Source organism: Aquabacterium parvum, assembly GCF_001447195.1.
GTDB lineage: Bacteria > Pseudomonadota > Gammaproteobacteria > Burkholderiales > Burkholderiaceae_C > Aquabacterium > Aquabacterium parvum.
In genome coordinates, this window is sequence record NZ_LFRI01000392.1 from 1 (window position 1) to 20,011 (window position 20,011).

Below are 20,011 nucleotides of genomic sequence, written 5' to 3' on the forward strand. Positions count from 1 at the left end.
CGTTGACGACAACGGTGCCGTGAGCTGGGTTGCTGCCCTTGGCGAAGGTCAGCGCATCGCCGTCAGCATCCTTGGCCTTGACAGTGCCGGACACAGGGGTGTCCTCAGGCGTGGTGGCCTTGTAGTTGCCGGTGACCGGGTCGTAGTTGGGGTTCGACGGATCGTCGAACTTGGGCGGATCGTTGGCTGGCGTGACACCGATGTTGACGGTGGAGGTGGCGGTGCCGCCCTTGCCGTCACTGACGGTGATGGTGAACGAGTCGGAGCCGTTGTAGTCCTTGGACGGGGTGTAAGTCCAGGTGCCGTCGGCGTTGACGACAACGGTGCCGTGAGCCGGGTTGCTGCCCTTGGCAAAGGTCAGTGCATCACCATCGGCATCCTTGGCCTTGACGGTGCCGGACACAGGGGTGTCTTCAGGCGTGCTGGCCTTGTAGTTGCCGGTGACAGGGTCGTAGTTGGGGTTCGACGGATCGTCGAACTTGGGCGGATCGTTGACCGGGGTGACGCCGATGTTGACGGTGGAGGTGGCGGTGCCGCCCTTGCCGTCGGAAACGGTGATGGTGAACGAGTCCGAGCCGTTGTAGTCCTTGGACGGGGTGTAAGTCCAGGTGCCGTCGGCGTTGACGACAACGGTGCCGTGAGCTGGGTTGCTGCCCTTGGCGAAGGTCAGCGCATCGCCGTCAGCATCCTTGGCCTTGACAGTGCCGGACACAGGGGTGTCCTCAGGCGTGGTGGCCTTGTAGTTGCCGGTGACGGGGTCGTAGTTGGGGTTCGACGGATCGTCGAACTTGGGTGGGGCGTTGACCGGCGTGACGCCGATGTTGACGGTGGAGGTGGCGGTGCCACCCTTGCCGTCACTGACGGTGATGGTGAACGAATCAGAGCCGTTGTAGTCCTTGGACGGGGTGTAAGTCCAGGTGCCGTCGGCGTTGACGACAACGGTGCCGTGAGCTGGATTGCTGCCCTTGGCGAAGGTCAGCGCATCGCCGTCAGCATCCTTGGCCTTGACAGCGCCGGACACAGGGGTGTCCTCAGGCGTGGTGGCCTTGTAGTTGCCGGTGACCGGGTCGTAGTTGGGGTTCGACGGATCGTCGAACTTGGGTGGATCGTTGACCGGTGTGACACCGATGTTGACGGTGGAGGTGGCAGTGCCGCCCTTGCCGTCACTGACAGTGATGGTGAACGAGTCCGAGCCGTTGTAGTCCTTGCTGGGCGTGTAAGTCCAGGTGCCGTCGGCGTTGACGACAACGGTGCCGTGAGCTGGGTTGCTGCCCTTGGCAAAGGTCAGCGCATCACCATCGGCATCCTTGGCCTTGACAGTGCCGGACACAGGGGTGTCCTCAGGCGTGGTGGCCTTGTAGTTGCCGGTGACGGGGTCGTAGTTCGGGTTGCTCGGGTCGTCGAACTTGGGCGGGTCGTTGACCGGGGTGACACCGATGTTGACGGTGGAGGTGGCGGTGCCGCCCTTGCCGTCGGAAACGGTGACGGTGAACGAATCAGAGCCGTTGTAGTCCTTGGACGGGGTGTAAGTCCAGGTGCCGTCGGCGTTGACCACCACGGTGCCGTGAGCTGGGTTGCTGCCCTTGGCAAAGGTCAGCGCATCACCATCGGCATCCTTGGCCTTGACGGTGCCGGAGACAGGAGTGTCTTCCGGCGTGGTCGCCTTGTAGTTGCCGGTGACCGGGTCGTAGTTGGGGTTGCTCGGATCGTCGAACTTGGGCGGGTCGTTGACCGGGGTGACACCGATGTTGACGGTGGAGGTGGCGGTGCCGCCCTTGCCGTCACTGACGGTGACCGTGAAGCTGTCCGAGCCGTTGTAGTCCTTGCTGGGCGTGTACGTCCAGGTGCCATCGGCGTTGACGACGACCGTGCCGTGAGCCGGGTTGCTGCCCTTGGCAAAGGTCAGTGCATCACCATCGGCATCCTTGGCCTTGACGGTGCCGGACACTGGTGTGTCTTCCGGCGTGGTCGCCTTGTAGTTGCCAGTGACCGGGTCGTAGTTGGGATTCGACGGATCGTCGAACTTGGGTGGGGCGTTGACCGGCGTGACGCCGATGTTGACGGTGGAGGTGGCGGTGCCGCCCTTGCCGTCTGAGACGGTGATGGTGAACGAGTCCGAGCCGTTGTAGTCCTTGGACGGGGTGTAAGTCCAGGTGCCGTCGGCGTTGACGACAACGGTGCCGTGAGCTGGATTGCTGCCCTTGGCGAAGGTCAGCGCATCGCCGTCAGCATCCTTGGCCTTGACAGTGCCGGACACCGGGGTGTCCTCAGGCGTGGTCGCCTTGTAGTTGCCGGTAACGGGGTCGTAGTTGGGGTTGCTCGGGTCGTCGAACTTGGGTGGATCGTTGACCGGCGTGACACCGATGTTGACGGTGGAGGTGGCGGTGCCGCCTTTGCCATCACTGACGGTGATGGTGAACGAGTCGGAGCCGTTGTAGTCCTTGGACGGGGTGTAAGTCCAGTTGCCGTTCGCATCGACGGTGACGGTGCCGTGAGCTGGGTTGCTGCCCTTGGCGAAGGTCAGCGCATCGCCGTCAGCATCCTTGGCCTTGACAGTGCCGGACACAGGGGTGTCTTCAGGCGTGGTGGCCTTGTAGTTGCCAGTGACGGGGTCGTAGTTCGGGTTGCTCGGATCGTCGAACTTGGGCGGGTCGTTGACCGGCGTGACGCTGATGTTGACGGTGGAGGTGGCGGTGCCACCCTTGCCGTCACTGACGGTGATGGTGAACGAGTCGGAGCCGTTGTAGTCCTTGCTGGGCGTGTAGGTCCAGTTGCCGTTCGCATCGACGGTGACGGTGCCGTGAGCCGGGTTGCTGCCCTTGGCAAAGGTCAGTGCATCACCATCGGCATCCTTGGCCTTGACAGTGCCGGACACCGGGGTGTCCTCAGGCGTGGTGGCCTTGTAGTTGCCGGTGACGGGGTCGTAGTTCGGGTTGCTCGGGTCGTCGAACTTGGGCGGGTCGTTGACCGGGGTGACACCGATGTTGACGGTGGAGGTGGCGGTGCCGCCCTTGCCGTCGGAAACGGTGATGGTGAACGAGTCCGAGCCGTTGTAGTCCTTGGACGGGGTGTAAGTCCAGGTGCCATCGGCGTTGACGACAACGGTGCCGTGAGCTGGATTGCTGCCCTTGGCGAAGGTCAGCGCATCGCCGTCAGCATCCTTGGCCTTGACGGTGCCGGACACCGGGGTGTCCTCAGGCGTGGTGGCCTTGTAGTTGCCGGTGACGGGGTCGTAGTTCGGGTTGCTCGGGTCGTCGAACTTGGGCGGGTCGTTGACCGGGGTGACACCGATGTTGACGGTGGAGGTGGCGGTGCCACCCTTGCCATCACTGACGGTGATGGTGAACGAGTCCGAGCCGTTGTAGTCCTTGCTGGGCGTGTAAGTCCAGGTGCCGTCGGCGTTGACGACAACGGTGCCGTGAGCTGGGTTGCTGCCCTTGGCGAAGGTCAGCGCATCGCCGTCAGCATCCTTGGCCTTGACAGTGCCGGACACAGGGGTGTCCTCAGGCGTGGTGGCCTTGTAGTTGCCGGTGACCGGGTCGTAGTTGGGGTTCGACGGATCGTCGAACTTGGGCGGATCGTTGGCTGGCGTGACACCGATGTTGACGGTGGAGGTGGCGGTGCCGCCCTTGCCGTCACTGACGGTGATGGTGAACGAGTCGGAGCCGTTGTAGTCCTTGCTGGGCGTGTACGTCCAGGTGCCATCGGCGTTGACGACGACGGCGCCGTTCTTGGGGTCAGAGCCCTTGGCAAAGGTCAGCGCATCGCCATCGGCGTCCTTGGCCTTGACGGTGCCGGACACTGGTGTGTCTTCCGGCGTGGTCGCCTTGTAGTTGCCGGTGACCGGGTCGTAGTTGGGGTTGCTCGGATCGTCGAACTTGGGTGGGTCGTTGGCGGGCGTGACGCCGATGTTGACGGTGGAGGTGGCGGTGCCGCCCTTGCCGTCGGAGACGGTGATGGTGAACGAGTCGGAGCCGTTGTAGTCCTTGCTGGGCGTGTAGGTCCAGTTGCCGTTTGCATCGACGGTGACGGTGCCGTGAGCTGGGTTGGAGCCCTTGGCAAAGGTCAGTGCATCACCATCGGCATCCTTGGCCTTGACGGTGCCGGAGACAGGGGTGTCTTCAGGCGTGGTCGCCTTGTAGTTGCTCGTGACGGGGTCGTAGTTCGGGTTGCTCGGATCGTCGAACTTGGGTGGGTCGTTGGCTGGCGTGACGCCGATGTTGACGGTGGAGGTGGCGGTGCCGCCCTTGCCGTCGCTCACGGTGATGGTGAAGCTGTCGGAGCCGTTGTAGTCCTTGGACGGGGTGTAAGTCCAGGTGCCATCGGCGTTGACCACCACGGTGCCGTGAGCTGGGTTGCTGCCTTTGGCAAAGGTCAGCGCGTCACCATCGGCGTCCTTGGCCCTGACGGTGCCGGAGACCGGCGTGTCTTCAGGCGTGGTGGCCTTGTAGTTGCCGGTGACCGGGTCGTAGTTGGGGTTGCTCGGATCGTCGAACTTGGGCGGGTCGTTGACCGGCGTGACACCGATGTTGACGGTGGAAGTGGCGGTGCCGCCCTTGCCGTCACTGACGGTGACCGTGAAGCTGTCCGAGCCGTTGTAGTCCTTGGACGGGGTGTAAGTCCAAGTGCCATCGGCGTTGACGACGACGGTGCCGTTCTTGGGATCGCTGCCTTTGGCAAAGGTCAGCGCATCACCATCGGCATCCTTGGCCTTGACGGTGCCGGACACCGGGGTGTCTTCAGGCGTGGTTGCCTTGTAGTTGCCAGTGACCGGGTCGTAGTTCGGGTTGCTCGGGTCGTCGAACTTGGGTGGGTCGTTGACTGGGGTGACACCGATGAAAACCGTGGAGGTGGCGGTGCCGCCCTTGCCATCAGAGACGGTCACCGTGAAGAGGTCGGGACCGTTGAAATCCTGGTTGGGCGTGTAGGTCCAGGACCCATCCGCGTTCACCACCACGGTGCCGTTGGCGGGGTCCGAGCCCTTCCCGAAAACCAGTGCGTCGCCATCCGCGTCCGAAGCGCTGACCTGGCCAGACACCGGTGTGTCTTCGTCGGTGATGAATCGGTAGTTGCCTGTGGCGGGGTCGAATCCGCCTTGGCCGCCATCCGCAAAGACGGGCGCCTGGTTGCCGTCGTCGAGCAACGAGGTTGATTGGATCTGGCCTTGCAGGCCGTCGTTGTTCGACGACGCGTTGAACGACTGAGGCGTCACCACCTCGACGATGCGCTCCACGCGCAGGCCTTCGCCCATTGCGGCGCCATCACCGCCGGTCAGGCCCGCCGCCGTGGCGTCTTCTTCTTCACCGCGCTCGATCGCGCCAATCACATCGTCGAGCGACTTGCCGTCAGCGGCATTGGCCGCCGGCTTGGCAGTTCCCTTGGCCTGACCGGACGACTTGTTGTCCCCGAAGGCCAATGTCCACACCTGCGCGTTGGCGTCCGAGCTTTCCGCGATCTGCAAAGAAGCGTCCGCGCTGCCCAGCAGTCGGTCGCCCGGCATCAGCGTGTCACCCACCTGCAGGGCTTCGGCGGTTTCTTGTCCCTGGCGGATGACCTGGGCGCGCCCTTGCAGGCTCGAAACAACGCCGGAAGGGGCTTGGGTGGACAACTTGGCCATGGGAACCTCTCAAAATGTAACTGCGTGATGAGTATCTCTTCCGACCCCTCTCCCAAACCAATCCCGTCGGCGGCTTTGTGTGAACGATTGCTGGCCTGGGCCAGTTTCGTGAGTGCTTAAGCCGGCCAAAGGGCAAGGGTCGGTCCTCAAAGGGCAGGCGCACGCGTGAAAACGCCCGCCCCAAGGGCCAATCGGATATCGGCCTTGGGGCGGGCGTTCTGCAGGAAGGAAGTCACGCCTTCCCAGGCGTGACGGGCGCTTAAGTGAGGGGGTGCCGCAGGGGTGTCAGCGCTCGCGCAACGCGTGGCTTTGCGCACGCAACACCGGCTTGAGCAGGTAGGACATCACCGTCTTCTTGCCCGTGAGCACGTCTACTTCCGCGGTCATGCCCGGCATGATGGGCATCTTCTCGCTGAAGTTGGCCTGCTTGGTGCGCACGCGCACCACGTAGAAGGTGTTCTGTCCGCGCTCGTCGGTCACGGTGTCCGGGCTGATGTTCTCGACCACGGCGTCCAGCCCGCCGTAGATGGCGAAGTCGTAGGCAGTGAACTTCACCGTCGCGGCCTGGCCGGGATGGATGAAGGCGATGTCGCGAGGCTGGATCTTGGCCTCGAGCACCAGCGCGTCGTCCAGTGGCACGATCTCGACGATGTCCTTGCCCGGGCTGACCACGCCACCCACCGTGTTGGCCAGCAGGCGCTGCACGCGACCTCGCACGGGCGACTTCACCTGCGACTTGTCCACCTTGTCGGCCAGGGCCACGGCGCCTTCGTTGATGGCGTTGAGCTTGCCCAGCACGTCCGAGAGCTCCTTGCGTGCCTCGTTCTTGAACGACAGGTCGGTTTCCTGGATCTTGCGTGTGGCCTCCGAGATGGCCGCCTGGATGCGCGCGATTTGTGCGCTGGCCTGCTCCATCTCGCCACGGGCGCGCGTCACGTCGCGCTCCAGTCGAAGCACATCGACCTCCGAGACGGCGCCGGAAGACAGCAGCGGTCGCGTCTTGGTGAGCTCCTGTTGCGACAGCTCCAGGTTGCGTGCGGCCGAATCGCGGCGGGCGCGGGCCTCGGCTTGCTCCTGGTGACGCTGGGCCAGTTGCTGCTCGCTGATGCCCACGAGCGCGCTGAGCTCCGAGCGGCGCGAATCGTAGAGCTGGCGCTCTTCTTCGACGATGCGCACCTCTTCGTTGTCGGCGGTAGAAGGCTCGGGCGGCACGAACGCCTTGCCCTCGGCCAGGGCCTTCAGCCGCGCCAGCTTGACCTTCAGCGCGAAGGCCTGCGCCGCGCTCTCGCGTACGCCCGAGGTGGCACGGGTCTCGTCCACCTTCAGCAGCAGCTGACCTGCCTCGACCACCTGGCCCTCCTTGACCAGGATCTCGGAGACCACGCCACCATCGAAGGACTGGATCACCTGCAGTTGCCTGGAGGGGATGACCTTGGCCTCGCCCTTGGTGACCTCGTCGATCTTGGCGAACGAGGCCCAGACGACGAGCAGCACCGTCACGAGCAGCGCGCCGCGAACGAGCTTCTGTGCGCCGCGCGTGCCCTCGGTGGACATGACCGCATCGGCCTCCTGTTCGAACAGGTCGATGCCGGCGCGCTTGGCCGCATCCGGCGTGACGAGGGGGCCGCTGAGGCGGTCGAGCAGGGGGTTGATGACGGGGGAGAGCTTTTGGCGCACGGCCTCCAGCCCGGTGACGATGCGCTGGCCGATGTGGAGCAGGGCGGTGTTCATGTTGGTGTCCTCCTGCTTCAAGATGCGCGTGTGATGCGGCCCGCAGACAGCGCCTGCATGATCCGGTCACGCGGGCCGTCGGCCACCACCTTGCCCTGGTCGATCACGATCACGCGGTCGACGAAAGCCAGCATCGAGGTGCGGTGCGTCACCAGCACCACCGTCTTGCCCTGGCAGTGCTGCTGCATCTTCTGGGTCACGAACGCTTCGGTCGAGAAGTCCATGGCGCTGGTCGGCTCGTCCAGCAGCAAGATGGGGGTGTTGTGCAAGATCGCCCGCGCGATGCCCACGCTCTGGCGCTGCCCGCCCGACAACAGCTCGCCACGTTCGCCCACCTGCAGGTCAAAGCCTTGAGGGTGGCGCTTGACGAAGTCGCTCAGCCCGGCCGACTCGGTGGCGGCCAGGATGGCCTCGTCGGTGGCGTGCGGCATGCCGAAGGTGATGTTGTCGCGCAGCGAACCGTAGAACAGTGTCACGTCCTGAGCCACGTGGCCCATGTTGCGCCGCAGGTCGGCCGGGTCGAGCTGTCGCATGTCGATGCCGTCGATCAGCACCGCGCCCTTGCTGGGCTGGTACAGGCCGAGGATGAGCTTTTGCAGCGTGGTCTTGCCCGAGCCCACCTTGCCGATCAGCGCGACCTTTTCGCCCGGCTGGATGCGCAGGCTGATGTCGTCGAGCGAGGCTTCGCGGCGCCCCGGGTAGGCGAACGAGACGTGGCGGAATTCGATCTCGCCCTTGAGCTCGGCGCGGTGGATGAAGGTCGTCTCGGCAGGGCGCTCGACCGGCTGCGCCATGATCTGCTCGAGCGACTCCATGGCCGTGCGCGCACCCTGGTATTGCATCAAGAGGCCAACGATCTGGCCTGCGGGGGCCAGCGACCGCCCGGCCAGCATGGTCGATGCGATCAGCCCGCCCATGGTGAGCTGCTTGTCGGAGATCAGGTAGACGCCGATCAGCACGATGCACACCGAGACGAACTGCTGCATCGTCGCCGTGCCGTACATGGCCGCCGACGACAGGCGTCGCATGCGCACGTTGAGCTCGGCCAGGAACTGGTTGGCCCGCTCCCAGCGTTTCTGAATGATGTTCTCGGCGCCTTGCGTCTTGATGGTCTCGATGCCTGTCAGGCTCTCGATGAGCGTGGCGTTGCGCTGCGCCGAAGCCTGGTATGTGGTCTGAGACAGGGCGTGCAGGCGGTGTTGCAGCACGTAGCCCGACAGCACGATCAGCCCGAACACCGTCAGCACAGGCAGCATCAGCCAGGGTGAGATCCAGGCCATCACGATGACGAACAGCAGCGCGAAGGGCAGGTCGATCAGCGCGGTCACCGTGCTCGAAGCGATGAAGTCGCGCACCTGCTCGAAGCCCCGCAGGTTGGAAGCGAACGAGCCCACCGAATGCGGGCGGTTTTCCAGGCGCATGCCGAGCACGCGCTCCATCAGCGTGGCCGAGATCTGCACGTCGATGCGCGCGCTGGCCTCGTCCACAAAATGGCTGCGCAGCAGTCGGATGAACAGGTCGGCGCCCAGCACCAGCGTCACGCCGATGGCCAGCACCCACAGCGTCTCGACCGCGTGGTTGGGCACGACCCGGTCGTAGACGTTCATCGAGAACAGCGGGAAGGCCAGCGCGAACAGGTTGACCAGCAACGCGGCCCACAGCACGTCACGGTAGACGAAGCGCTGCGCCAGCACCGGGCCCCAGAACCAATGGCTCGAGCGGGTCTTGCGGGTGGCCGGGGTGCGCTCGTCAAAGCGGAAGTGCGGTCGCACGAAGGCAACCACGCCGGTGTGGCGTTGATTCAGCTCGCTCAAGGGCAGGCGCACGGCGCCCTGTCCGGTCTCGGGCATCAGCACCCGGGCCTGGCCTTGCTCTGTGCCAAGCAGCACGCAGGCCTGATCGCCTTTGAGCAGCAAGATGGCGGGCAGGGTGGCCTCGTCGATCGAGGCCAGGTCGCAGCGTTGCAGCTTGGTCGCCAGGCCGGCGCGGGCGGCGGCGCGCTCGAGCAGCGACACGGGCAGCGCCTCCTGGTTCAGGGGCAGGCCGGCGCTCAGGGCGGCACGCGAGGCGGGCAGGCCGTGCACGCGGCAGACCTCGATCAGGCAGTCCAGCAGCGGGTCGGCTTTGAGCAGGTCCTCGCGCAAGCGCGTCGGGGCGTCTTGAGCTTCGGTGGCAGGCTGGGTGGGGGGCTGCGCCGGCGTCGCAACGGGGGCTGCGTTGGTGTTCGGCGTGGCGGCCAGCGGGGTGTCCTGGGGCGCGTTCATGCGGTCAAGGCGTCTTTCGTGCAATGGGGCGCTCGCCGCACGAGGGGGCCCCGCACGGCATGCTCAACGGATATCGGCGCAATGCACGTCGAATTGACCCTTTTTTCGATCAGCGAAAAAACGCTCCAGGGTCATCCGCACCGTGCGGAAGGCGAGTTCGTCCCAGGGGATCTCGTGCTGATGGAAGAGTTGCGCTTCCATCGTCTCGGGCCCGGGGTTGAAGTCGGTGTCAAGCAGGCGGGCGCGGTAGAACAGGTGCACCTGCCCGGCGCTGACCACATTGAGCACGCAGTACAGCCCTTGCATCTCGATGCGGGCCCCGGCTTCCTCGTCAGTCTCGCGGGCTGCCCCTTCTTCTGTGGTCTCACCCAGCTCCATGAAACCGGCTGGCAGCGTCCAGAAGCCCTTGCGAGGTTCGATGTTGCGTTTGCACAGCAGCACCTGTTCACCCCAGACGGGCAGGGTGCCAACCACGTTCAGTGGGTTGACGTAGTGGATGTGCTGGCACGCCGGGCAGACCGCGCGCTCGCGGTTGTCATCGGTGGGCACCTTGTGCTCCACCGGGGTGCCACAGACCTGACAGTGCTCGATTCGGCGTGAAAACAGCATGGCTTGCAGTGTAGGGCATGCGCACGGCCCACCCTGGGTAAAAAGGGCCGGCGGCTTCAACGCGGCACTCAGCCTTGGCGACAGTTGCGAGCGCTCACCCAGGGGGCAAAGGCTTCGAGCACCTGCAAAGGCTGGCCGTGGTGGTGAAACAGCGAATGGCGAGCCCATCGTGGGGGCGGCGAGGGCTGGCTGGCGGGGGGCTGGCCCTTGCTCAGCGCAGCCCATTGCCTGGCCATGTGGGCGCCCGCGGGGGCATGAGCTCGCAGCCGCAAGGCCCGCAAAGGCCCCCGACACACGGCCCGGTGACTGAAGAGCAGCTCCGCCAAAGGTCGCGTGCCCAGCCCCCGGATGGCCTGCCAAGGCCCCTTGACCGCGCGCACCGGCACGCTGCTGCGCGCCCACACCGCCGGACATTCATCGATGTGTAGCACCACCTCGCGCACGTGACCCACGCAGCAGCCCAGGGCCCGGCGTTCCTGAGGCCACAAGCGACGCCGACCCTGCGCCAGCACTTCCACCCGCACGGTGCCGTGAAGGCGCAGCCTGGCCGTCAGCGAGCCCGGAGCCGACAGCCACTGCCGCATCCGAGGCGACACAGGCCCAGGCCCGACGCGGCGGGCGTCCTGGCGACTGCGGGAGATGCGGACCCGTGCGGGCGACGGGGCCAGGTGGGCTTGAGGGCGCGTTAGCATGCGGGCGGGATCATAGCCAAGCTGCACGAAGTGACCGAACCAAGCCCCATCCCTGCCAGCTCGAACGCGGCCCGACTCGCCGATCCGTCGGCCCTGCCCGAGGGCTGGATGGCGGTGCCCATGGGCCCCGGAGTCTCGGCCTTGATGACGGCACGCACGGGGGGCGTCAGCCCGGATCCCTGGGCGTCTTGCAACCTGGGGGACCACGTTGGAGACGACCCCGCTCGCGTGCACGCCAACCGCGAGGTGCTGGCGAGGTGCTTGCCGGCCCGTCCGGTCTTCCTGTCGCAGGTGCATGGTGAAACAGTGGTGCGCCTGCGGTCCGATTCTGCGGTGGGTGCAGCCAGCCCTATCCAGGCTGACGGCGCCTTGAGCACCGAGCCAGGCGTGGCTTGCGTGGTGATGGTGGCCGATTGCCTGCCCATCCTCCTGGCCGCGCCCGAGGGCCGAGGTGTGGCGGCCCTGCACGCCGGGTGGCGGGGTTTGGCAGGCAATGGTCCGGCTTGCCCAACGGGGCGGGGCATTGCTCACACAGGCGTGCTGGCCCTGTGCGAAGCCACGGGCGCCGACCCGGCAGACCTGCGCGCCTGGCTGGGGCCTTGCATCGGGCCGCAGGCCTTTGAGGTGGGTCCCGATGTGCTCGTCGGCTTCGGCGTGACTCCGGTGGAGGGCGTCGCGGCGCCTCGCTTCAGGCCTTGCGCCGACAGACCAGGCAAGTGGTGGGCCGACTTGCCTGGTCTGGCCCGCGATCGCCTGCAGGCGCTGGGCCTTCGCCACATCGATGGTGGCGATGCCTGCACGGTCTCAGCGCCCGGGCGGTTCTTCTCGCACCGGCGCGACGGGATCAGTGGTCGGCAGGCTGCCGCCATTTGTCTGCGCCCCGTCTGAGCCGGTGGCATCGGCCAGCTGCGGCTGGGCCCGGGCTTCGAGCTCGGCGCGTTCTGCCTGGCGGATGGCCTTGCGGCGAGCCGGCGCCCCCATCAGGTACAGCACCAGTGCCAGCGGGCCCACGCCATAGAGCAGGAACGTGAAGATGGCGCCCAGCACCGTGCCCTGCGGGTTGGTCGCCTCGGCCAGGGCCATCATCAAGGTCACGTACATCCAGGCGATCGCAACGATCCACATTTTCAAGTCCCGAGTCAGGGCTTCGTCTGGCGCATGCCAGGGTCTTCGCCCACACCGCGGACGCGCAGGGCATGTTGGAATGATGCCAAAGACGGCCGCAAGCCCCTTCACATTCGTTGCCCAAGGTTCAGAATACGGAAACAAACGCGGTTCATGATTCCGGACGAATCCGGAGAGAGCCCGGAAACAGGAGACATATGGCTGTCGCTCAGAGGTCTCGCGCCAAGCGCGAGTTGCTTGCATCCGTGGCCCCGTCCGACGCTGCGTCGATGGGCTCCGCCAAGGCTCCTGCCAAGGCCAACGTCAAAGCCAAAGCCGCCTCCGCTGCCTCCGTCGAGGACCTGAAGGTCAGCCCATCGTCCGCCAAGCCTGCGCGCAAGGGCGCCACCCAGGGCGCAGCCGCCAAACCCAAGGCCGCCAAACGGGCGGCCCGGGTTTCGCCGGCCGAGTCGGGTGCGAGTCGGCCTGCCAGCGCTGCGGCGGGCGCATCGGCCTCATCGACCGAGGCTCCGTTTGCGCGGGCAACGGCCTCGGGTCAAGCTGGTGACCCGTTCTCCACCGCGACCCAGGCCTGGTCCCAGCTGCTGGCTGGCAAGCCGGCCTTGCCAGGGTTTGATTTGGCGAAGCTTGGCGAGGTGGCTGGTGTGGCTGAGTTGGCGCAAGCCTGGCGCCCCTGGTTGGGGGCGGCTGCCAATGCTCAAAGCCTGGGCACCTCCGATTTCACCAAGGGACTGGAGCCGGTGGGTCAAGCCGTTGGCGCCATGGGTCAGAGCCTGGGCGCCACCTTGCAATCGCTGGCCGGCCTGAACATCCCGGCCGAGCAACTGCAATCGATCCAGCAGGATTACCTGCGGCAGGCCGGCGAGCTTTGGAACCAGGCCCTGCAGCAGCCTGATGCGGTCAAGGTGAGCGACAAGCGCTTTGCTTCGCCCGAATGGAGCCAGTCGCCAGGCAGCGCCTTCATGGCCTCGATGTACTTGCTCAATGCGCGCACTTTGCAGCGCCTGGCCGACAACCTCACCGGCGACGACAAGGCCCGCCAGCGTGTGCGCTTCGCTGTTCAGCAATGGGCCGATGCAGCCTCGCCAGCCAACTTCCTGGCGTTCAACCCGGAGGCGCTGAGCAAAGCCGTCAGCACCAAGGGTGAGAGCCTGACCCAGGGCCTGAGCCACCTGCTCAACGACATCCGCCAAGGGCACATGTCGCAGACGGACGAGAGCGTGTTCGAAGTGGGTGTGAACGTGGCCACCACCCAGGGTTCGGTGGTCTTCGAGAACGCTTACTTCCAGCTCATCGAGTACAAGCCACTGACGCCGCAGGTGCACGAGGTGCCGTTCCTGTTCGTGCCGCCTTGCATCAACAAGTACTACATCCTGGACTTGCAGCCTGACAACTCCCTGGTGCGCTACCTGCTTTCGCAGGGCCACCGGGTGTTCATGGTCAGCTGGGTCAATGCCGATGACAGCCTGGCCAAAGCCACCTGGGACGATTACGTCGAGCATGGCGTCACGCGCGCCATCGACGTCACCCGGGAAGTCACCGGTGCCGATCAGATCAACGCCCTGGGCTTTTGCGTGGGCGGGACCTTGCTGGCGACGGCGCTGGCGACGTTGGCCGCGCAAGGCCGCAAGCCCGTTCGCAGCCTGACCCTGCTGACCGCCTTCCTGGATTTCGTCAACACGGGCACGATGGATGTCTTCGTGGACGAGGCCATGGTGCGCATGCGCGAGATGACGATGGGCGCCGACAGCCCGATGGGCGGAGGCCTGCTGCGAGGCAATGAGCTCGCGGCCACCTTCTCCTTCCTGCGTGCCAACGACCTGGTCTGGAACTACGTCATTGGCAACTACCTCAAAGGTGAGCTGCCGCCGGCTTTCGACCTGCTGTACTGGAACAGCGACAGCACCAACCTGCCGGGCCCCATGTACACCTGGTACCTGCGCAACACCTACCTGGAAAACAAGCTGTGCAAGCCGGGTGCGGTCAAGGTCTGCGGTGTGCCGCTGGACATGCGCCGCCTGGACATGCCGACTTTCATCTACGGTTCGCGCGAAGACCACATCGTGCCTTGGGACAGCGCCTATGCCTCATCCCAAGTGGTCAGTGGCCCGAAGACCTTCGTGCTTGGCGCGTCTGGTCACATCGCTGGCGTGATCAACCCGCCCGAGAAGAAAAAGCGCAGCCATTGGGTCAGCTCGGCACGGACCTTGCCTGCCACAGCCCAGGCCTGGATGGAGACCGCCACCGAGCAGCCTGGCAGTTGGTGGCCGGTGTGGTCGGGCTGGCTTGCTGAACAAGCGGGCAAGATGGTGCCCGCGCCCAAGCAGCCTGGCAGCCGGCAGCACCCTGTCATCGAGGCCGCGCCCGGTCGTTACGTCAAACGCAAGGCCTGATCCCCGGGGTCGCCACGAGCGGCCCTGGTCACGTCAACCGAAGTCACAAGGAACTCACCATGACCGACATCGTGATCGTTGCCGCGGCCCGCACCGCAGTGGGCAAGTTCGGCGGCGCGCTCGCCAAAACCCCGGCGGCCGAACTGGGCGCCACCGTCATCCGTGATCTGCTGCGTCGATCCGGTCTGCCCGGCGACCAGGTCAGCGAGGTCATCATGGGCCAGGTGCTGCAAGCCGGTTGTGGCCAGAACCCGGCCCGTCAGGCCATCATCAAGGCCGGCCTGCCCCATGCCGTGCCAGGCATGACCATCAACAAGGTTTGCGGCTCGGGCCTGAAGGCCGTGATGCTGGCCGCCCAGGCCATCCGCGATGGCGATGCCGACGTCGTGATCGCCGGCGGCCAGGAGAACATGAGCCTGTCGCCGCACGTGGTGCCCAACTCGCGCGAAGGTCAGCGCATGGGCAACTGGAGCATGGTCGACACCATGGTCAACGACGGTCTTTGGGACGTCTACAACCAGTACCACATGGGCATCACGGCCGAGAACGTGGCCAAGCAGTACGGCATCAGCCGTGAGGCGCAGGATGCGCTGGCGCTGGCCTCGCAGCAAAAAGCCGCGGCTGCGCAGGATGCAGGCCGATTCAAGGACGAGATCGTGCCGGTGTTGATTCCCCAGAAAAAGGGCGATCCGCTTAGCATCGATGCCGATGAATACATCAATCGCAAGACCAGTGCCGAAGCCTTGGCTGGCCTGCGTCCGGCCTTCGACAAGGCGGGCAGCGTGACCGCCGGCAATGCCTCCGGCATCAACGACGGCGCGGCTGCCGTGATGGTGATGAGCGCCAAGCGTGCCGAGCAGTTGGGCCTGAAGGTGCTGGGCCGCATCGCCTCGTACGCCAGTGCGGGGCTGGACCCGGCCATCATGGGCATGGGCCCGGTGCCTGCGGCGCGTCGCGCACTGGAGCGCGCTGGCTGGAAAGCCGCCGACCTCGACCTGTTGGAAATCAACGAAGCCTTTGCCGCCCAGGCCTGTGCCGTGCACCAGGAAATGGGTTGGGACACGAGCAAGGTCAACGTCAATGGCGGTGCCATCGCCATTGGTCACCCGATCGGCGCGTCGGGTTGCCGCATCCTGGTGACCCTGCTGCACGAGATGGCGCGCCGAGACGCGAAGAAAGGCATTGCCTCTCTTTGCATCGGCGGCGGCATGGGCGTGGCGCTCACCATCGAGCGTTGATCCGCGCTCTTCGCGCGCAGCATCCGAATCGCTTTCATCGCGCTTGCCTGCATCCAATGCGCGATCCCTTCACAGTTCACAGCCCACAGAGGAGCATCACATGAGTCAGAAAGTAGCCTACGTCACCGGCGGCATGGGTGGCATTGGCACCGCCATTTGCCAGCGCCTGCACAAAGACGGTTTCAAGGTCATCGCCGGCTGCGGCCCGAGCCGTGACCACGCCAAGTGGCTGGAAGAGCAAAAGGCCCTGGGCTACACCTTCTACGCCTCGGTGGGCAATGTGTCCGACTGGGACTCGACCGTTGCAGCTTTCCAGAAGACCAAGGCCGAACACGGCCCCATCGACGTGCTGGTCAACAACGCGGGCATCACCAAGGACGGCATGTTCCGCAAGATGACCAAGGGCGATTGGGACGTGGTCATCGACACCAACCTCAACAGCCTGTTCAACGTGACCAAGCAGGTCATCGACGACATGGTGGACCGTGGTTGGGGCCGCATCGTCAACATCAGCTCGGTCAACGGCGAGAAGGGTCAGTTCGGTCAGACCAACTACTCGGCCGCCAAGGCGGGCATGCACGGCTTCACCATGGCCTTGGCCCAGGAAGTGGCCAACAAGGGTGTGACGGTGAACACCGTGTCGCCGGGCTACATCGGCACCGAGATGGTTCGCTCGATCCGTCCGGACGTGCTGGACAAGATTGTGGCCACCATCCCGGTCAAGCGCCTGGGCACGCCGGAGGAAATCGCCTCGATGGTGTCTTGGGTGTCGAGCGACGAGGCCGGTTTTGCCACCGGTGCCGACTTCTCGGTCAACGGTGGCCTGCACATGGGCTGATGCCAGGCCAATGGCTGTTCACCAATGGGCTTTGGGGCTCGGAGGTGAAAATTCGAAACCCCGCGTGCCGCCAGTCGGCCGCGGGGTTTTGTTTTGGTTGTTTTCAGGCGGCCCTGGGTGGATGCGCTTGGTTGTTTGAGTTGGCGAGTGGTTGGTTGGGGTTGGGCTCACGTTGAGCAACGGTCAAGGGGTGAGGGGGCCTGCTCCGGGACCACGCTCGCGGTGGTGCCCCGCGCAGGGCCGGATCACACCCCCCCCATCCACCGAGCCACGCACCCGCCAACGCATGAATCCACCCTGATCCAAATGCCCCCTCGTTCACGCTCCAAAGCCCGAGCTCACGATGCCCTTGGCAAGAGCTTCGACTGAAACGACCACAGCGCCCAGAGCGTTGATCGCTCGGAAGAAGTCAGGGCGACTCAGGCCAGTGCTTCTTGCTCCAGCACAAGGCGGTCCAGCGCTGCGCACACTTCGGCAAACTTGCCTGCGATCACGGTACGACGGGCGTCGTGCGGATCGACCGAGATGCGCACAGCCCGGGCTTGCTGACCCGCTGGACCGCTCCCAAAGGGCGCCTGTGCTGCACGGGGGAAATCAATGACACGGCTCAGGTTGCCGCGCGGCGGCGTGCCCCAAGGCGTGAGTGGGCGAGGGCGCACCGGCTGCTGACTGGCTGGCCGTTGCGCCGAGCCTGGCTCGGAGGCGCCTGCCGCTGCCAGGGCGCTGGTGTTGTGACGGACTGCGAGGGCGCGTGCGAGGTGGTGAATCATGGTGAACTCCGAAAGCTGTGAAGTTCGGCAGGATTCGATTGCTCAAGCCTCCGCGGGAATCGCGCCAGTTGCCCGGCACCAATGCCCGCCACCCGCGGTGGCCACCTTGCCCCTTGGTTGAATCTGCACGATCAACTGCTGGGGCGCCAAAAAACACGTCGATTCAGTTGTGATGCCTTGTCAGGTCAGTTCAAGGGCTGGTTGCGGATCAGCCCGACGGCCAAACCTTCAAGCTCGAAGTCGTCCTGCTCGGGCGATACGAGGATGGGCTCGAAATCGGGGTTCTCGGGCAGGAGCTGAATGCCCTGCGGTGTGCGCAAAAAACGCTTGACGGTGACCTCGTCGCCAATTCGGGCGACCACGATCTGACCATTGCGGGCTTCACGTGCCTGGGCCACGGCCAGCAGGTCGCCGTCGAGGATGCCGATGTCCTTCATGCTCATGCCGCGCACCCGCAGCAGGTAGTCGGGCTTGCGGGAGAACAAACCGGGCTCGACCGCATAGGTTTGCTCGACGTGCTCCTGCGCGAGGATGGGGCTGCCAGCGGCCACGCGACCGACCAGGGGCAGAACCAGTTGCTCCAGGCCTGGCAATGGCAGGTTGAATGGCAGGACAGACTTGCCGGATCTGCTGGACTCTTCGCGGCGGCTTTCATTGACGGTGCGCAGCGTGCCGGCCTTGAGACGGATGCCGCGCGAGGTGCCGCCGACGAGTTCGATCACGCCTTTGCGGGCCAGTGCCTGCAGGTGCTCTTCCGCAGCGTTGGCCGAGCGGAAACCCAGCTCCGATGCGATCTCCGCCCGGGTGGGCGGCGCACCGGTGCGCGCGATGCTGCGCTGGATCAACTCGAAGATCTGCTGCTGGCGCGGGGTGAGTTTGGGTTTATCGTCGGCCATCTGGTTGGAGCTGCCATGCAGGCAGCGCGATGAAGCGAATGACTGTCATTTTATACAGGGCTGTTTGTTTGTCCAGTGTTTTGTTGGGCGCGCCGTGCCTGGCGTCGCCTCGGCGCAACCTCGGCACGCGCGAGCAAGGCAAGGAGGCCGCATGCCCAATGTGCTGATCCTGGGCACCGGCGGCACCATCGCTGGCACGGCGTCCGATCCGAATCGCAGCTGGGCCTACCGCGCTGCGCAACTGAGCGTGGCGAAATTGGTCAGCGCCGTGCCGGATCTGGCTGGCATCCCTTTGGTCACGCTGCAAGTCGCTCAGGTCGACAGCAAGGACATGGGCTGGGCCACCTGGCAGGCCCTGGGACGAGCGCTCGAGGACGCGATGCGCGATGACACCGTCTCGGCCATCGTCATCACCCACGGCACCGACACGCTGGAAGAGACCGCCTGCCTGCTGCATGCCTTGCACGATGGCCGCAAGCCCATCGTGCTGACCGCGGCCATGCGACCGGCCACCGCGCCCGATGCCGACGGCCCGGCCAACCTCACGCAGGCCGTGCGCCTGGCACAGGCTGCTGCGCAGCGTGGCGAGGGCGGGGTGGCCGTGGCGGTGGCCGGCCGGACCTGGTCGGCGCGTGATGTGCGCAAGGCCCACAGTCACGCCATCGATGCCTTCGACGGAGGTGGTGCCGAGGTGCTGGACGAGCGTGCGCCGTGGCCGCAACCGGAGGCGCGTGGCTGGCGATGGTTGCAGTTTGCTCAGCCGCCGAGGGTGGAGGTCGTCACCAGCCACGCCGATGCCGACGGCTGGCTGGTCGATGCCGCGCTGGCGCATGCCCAGTCATCAGGGCAAAAGCTTGATGGCGTGGTCGTGGCCTGCACGGGCCACGGCACGGTGCATGAAGAGCTGGAAGCGGCCCTGCAGCGCGCCCGCGATGCAGGCGTGGCCGTGTGGCGAAGCAGTCGCGTGGCCCGTGGCGGGGTGCAGCCGCGCGAGGGCGACACTTGGCCCGCTGCGGGCAACTGGACGCCCGCACAGGCCCGCGTGCGCTTGCTGCTGGAGCTGCTCAGCGCCCGCCGGTGACGTCGAGGATGGCGCCTGCCGTGTAGCTGGCGGCGTCGGACAGCAACCAGGCAATGGCCTCACCGACTTCTTCGGCTTGGGCAGCACGCCCCATGGGCAACTGCGGCGCCATGCGGCTGGCACGATCGGGCTCGCCACCTGTGGCATGGATGCCGGTGTCGGTGATGCCTGGGCGCACGGCCACCACGCGCACCCCTTCGCCGGCCACTTCTTTTGACAGCCCGCCGGTGAACACGTCGATGGCGCCCTTGCTGGCCGCGTAGTCCACGTACAAGGCGGGCGAACCGGTGCGCACCGCGCTGCTGGAGACGTTGACGATGACGCCACCTTGTCCGCCATGCCGTCGTGACATGCGCTTGACGGCCTCGCGTGCGCAGAGCATGGGCCCGAGCACATTGACCGCCAGCATGCGCTGCAGGCGCTCTGCGCTCATCTCGTCGAGCCGCGCCGTTTGATCGACGATGCCGGCGTTGTTGACCAGGCCTGTCAGCCGGGGCAGAGAGGCATCCAGTCGGGCGAACAAGGCCAGCACCTCCTCCTCGTTGGCCAGGTCGGCCTGGGCGATGATGGCTTGCGGCGCCCCCAGGCGCAGGCAGTCATCGGCGACGGCCTGCGCCAGGTCGGCGCGGTGAGCGAAGTGAATGAGCAGGGCGTGGCCGCGTTGAGCGAGCAGCCGGGCGGTGGCCGCGCCGATGCCCTGGCTGGCGCCGGTGACGAGGGTGACGGGGTGCATGCCCTCACTTTACTTCGCTTAACC

At 65.7% G+C, this 20,011-nt stretch carries 14 protein-coding genes; 5 read left to right on the forward strand and 9 right to left on the reverse strand.

Features of this window, described 5'->3' with window-relative positions; all coding sequences use genetic code 11:
• From ABG80_RS16245 to ABG80_RS16265, 5 genes are all read right to left on the reverse strand, one after another.
• Positions 1 to 5,617 (reverse strand): Ig-like domain-containing protein (locus ABG80_RS16245; protein WP_058088684.1); only part of this gene is annotated, 5,617 nt, incomplete at its 3' end.
• Positions 5,618 to 5,902: 285 nt separating this feature from the next.
• Positions 5,903 to 7,348: an HlyD family type I secretion periplasmic adaptor subunit gene (locus tag ABG80_RS16250; RefSeq protein WP_058088721.1), complete on the reverse strand. Its 1,446-nt coding sequence runs from the start codon at positions 7,346 to 7,348 to the stop codon at positions 5,903 to 5,905.
• A 17-nt stretch (positions 7,349 to 7,365) separates the two neighbouring features.
• Positions 7,366 to 9,612, reverse strand: coding sequence for a type I secretion system permease/ATPase (locus ABG80_RS16255; protein ID WP_083506198.1), 2,247 nt, complete (start codon positions 9,610 to 9,612; stop codon positions 7,366 to 7,368).
• A gap of 63 nt (positions 9,613 to 9,675) precedes the next feature.
• Positions 9,676 to 10,221: an NUDIX hydrolase gene (locus ABG80_RS16260; RefSeq protein ID WP_058088685.1), complete on the reverse strand. Its 546-nt coding sequence runs from the start codon at positions 10,219 to 10,221 to the stop codon at positions 9,676 to 9,678.
• Between the two features lie 68 nt (positions 10,222 to 10,289).
• Positions 10,290 to 10,913 (reverse strand): chorismate--pyruvate lyase family protein, encoded by a 624-nt coding sequence (locus tag ABG80_RS16265; RefSeq protein WP_083506199.1) that lies wholly within the window; start codon positions 10,911 to 10,913, stop codon positions 10,290 to 10,292.
• A 30-nt stretch (positions 10,914 to 10,943) separates the two neighbouring features.
• Here ABG80_RS16265 and pgeF point away from each other — a divergent pair, with 30 nt between their 5' ends.
• Positions 10,944 to 11,801 carry a peptidoglycan editing factor PgeF gene (pgeF, locus tag ABG80_RS16270; protein WP_321166064.1) on the forward strand — a complete coding sequence of 286 codons (858 nt, stop codon included), beginning with the start codon at positions 10,944 to 10,946 and terminating at the stop codon, positions 11,799 to 11,801.
• Here the strand turns inward: pgeF and ABG80_RS16275 are convergent.
• Positions 11,718 to 12,038, reverse strand: coding sequence for a hypothetical protein (locus tag ABG80_RS16275; RefSeq protein WP_058088687.1), 321 nt, complete (start codon positions 12,036 to 12,038; stop codon positions 11,718 to 11,720). The genes pgeF and ABG80_RS16275 overlap by 84 nt on opposite strands.
• 761 nt (positions 12,039 to 12,799) lie before the next feature.
• On the opposite strand from ABG80_RS16275, the gene phaC reads away from it, so the two are divergent.
• The 3 genes from phaC to phbB all read left to right on the forward strand — a co-directional run bounded on the left by phaC (position 12,800) and on the right by phbB (position 16,507).
• The gene (gene phaC, locus ABG80_RS16280; protein ID WP_058088724.1) at positions 12,800 to 14,431 is read left to right on the forward strand and encodes a class I poly(R)-hydroxyalkanoic acid synthase; all 1,632 of its coding nucleotides are present in this window, start codon (positions 12,800 to 12,802) and stop codon (positions 14,429 to 14,431) included.
• Between the two features lie 59 nt (positions 14,432 to 14,490).
• Entirely contained in the window at positions 14,491 to 15,669 is a 1,179-nt protein-coding gene (locus ABG80_RS16285; RefSeq protein ID WP_058088688.1) for an acetyl-CoA C-acetyltransferase, read from the forward strand.
• 100 nt (positions 15,670 to 15,769) lie between these two features.
• Positions 15,770 to 16,507 (forward strand): acetoacetyl-CoA reductase, encoded by a 738-nt coding sequence (phbB, locus tag ABG80_RS16290; RefSeq protein WP_058088689.1) that lies wholly within the window; start codon positions 15,770 to 15,772, stop codon positions 16,505 to 16,507.
• 419 nt (positions 16,508 to 16,926) lie between these two features.
• Here the strand turns inward: phbB and ABG80_RS16295 are convergent, their stop codons facing one another.
• Both ABG80_RS16295 and lexA read right to left on the reverse strand, forming a co-directional pair.
• A complete protein-coding gene (locus ABG80_RS16295; RefSeq protein WP_058088690.1) occupies positions 16,927 to 17,277 on the reverse strand; it encodes a hypothetical protein in 351 nt (116 codons plus the stop codon).
• 185 nt (positions 17,278 to 17,462) lie between these two features.
• Positions 17,463 to 18,173, reverse strand: coding sequence for a transcriptional repressor LexA (gene lexA, locus ABG80_RS16300; RefSeq protein WP_058088691.1), 711 nt, complete (start codon positions 18,171 to 18,173; stop codon positions 17,463 to 17,465).
• A gap of 151 nt (positions 18,174 to 18,324) precedes the next feature.
• Here lexA and ABG80_RS16305 point away from each other — a divergent pair, with 151 nt between their 5' ends.
• Positions 18,325 to 19,254 carry an asparaginase gene (locus ABG80_RS16305; RefSeq protein WP_058088692.1) on the forward strand — a complete coding sequence of 310 codons (930 nt, stop codon included), beginning with the start codon at positions 18,325 to 18,327 and terminating at the stop codon, positions 19,252 to 19,254.
• Here the strand turns inward: ABG80_RS16305 and ABG80_RS16310 are convergent.
• Complete coding sequence (locus ABG80_RS16310; RefSeq protein WP_058088693.1) at positions 19,238 to 19,987, reverse strand: SDR family oxidoreductase; 750 nt, start codon at positions 19,985 to 19,987, stop codon at positions 19,238 to 19,240. The two genes, ABG80_RS16305 and ABG80_RS16310, sit on opposite strands and share 17 nt — an antisense overlap.
• Positions 19,988 to 20,011: the final 24 nt, after the last annotated feature.

Excerpts from the sequence above, each read along its gene's own strand:
- ABG80_RS16250 (WP_058088721.1), bottom strand. The coding sequence starts at position 7,348 with ATGAACACCGCCCTGCTCCACATCGGCCAGCGCATCGTCACCGGGCTG.
- ABG80_RS16255 (WP_083506198.1), bottom strand. The coding sequence starts at position 9,612 with ATGAACGCGCCCCAGGACACCCCGCTGGCCGCCACGCCGAACACCAAC.
- ABG80_RS16260 (WP_058088685.1), bottom strand. The coding sequence starts at position 10,221 with ATGCTGTTTTCACGCCGAATCGAGCACTGTCAGGTCTGTGGCACCCCG.
- ABG80_RS16265 (WP_083506199.1), bottom strand. The coding sequence starts at position 10,913 with ATGCTAACGCGCCCTCAAGCCCACCTGGCCCCGTCGCCCGCACGGGTC.
- ABG80_RS16275 (WP_058088687.1), bottom strand. The coding sequence starts at position 12,038 with ATGTGGATCGTTGCGATCGCCTGGATGTACGTGACCTTGATGATGGCC.
- phaC (WP_058088724.1), top strand. The coding sequence starts at position 12,800 with ATGGGTCAGAGCCTGGGCGCCACCTTGCAATCGCTGGCCGGCCTGAAC.
- ABG80_RS16285 (WP_058088688.1), top strand. The coding sequence starts at position 14,491 with ATGACCGACATCGTGATCGTTGCCGCGGCCCGCACCGCAGTGGGCAAG.
- phbB (WP_058088689.1), top strand. The coding sequence starts at position 15,770 with ATGAGTCAGAAAGTAGCCTACGTCACCGGCGGCATGGGTGGCATTGGC.
- ABG80_RS16295 (WP_058088690.1), bottom strand. The coding sequence starts at position 17,277 with ATGATTCACCACCTCGCACGCGCCCTCGCAGTCCGTCACAACACCAGC.
- lexA (WP_058088691.1), bottom strand. The coding sequence starts at position 18,173 with ATGGCCGACGATAAACCCAAACTCACCCCGCGCCAGCAGCAGATCTTC.
- ABG80_RS16305 (WP_058088692.1), top strand. The coding sequence starts at position 18,325 with ATGCCCAATGTGCTGATCCTGGGCACCGGCGGCACCATCGCTGGCACG.
- ABG80_RS16310 (WP_058088693.1), bottom strand. The coding sequence starts at position 19,987 with ATGCACCCCGTCACCCTCGTCACCGGCGCCAGCCAGGGCATCGGCGCG.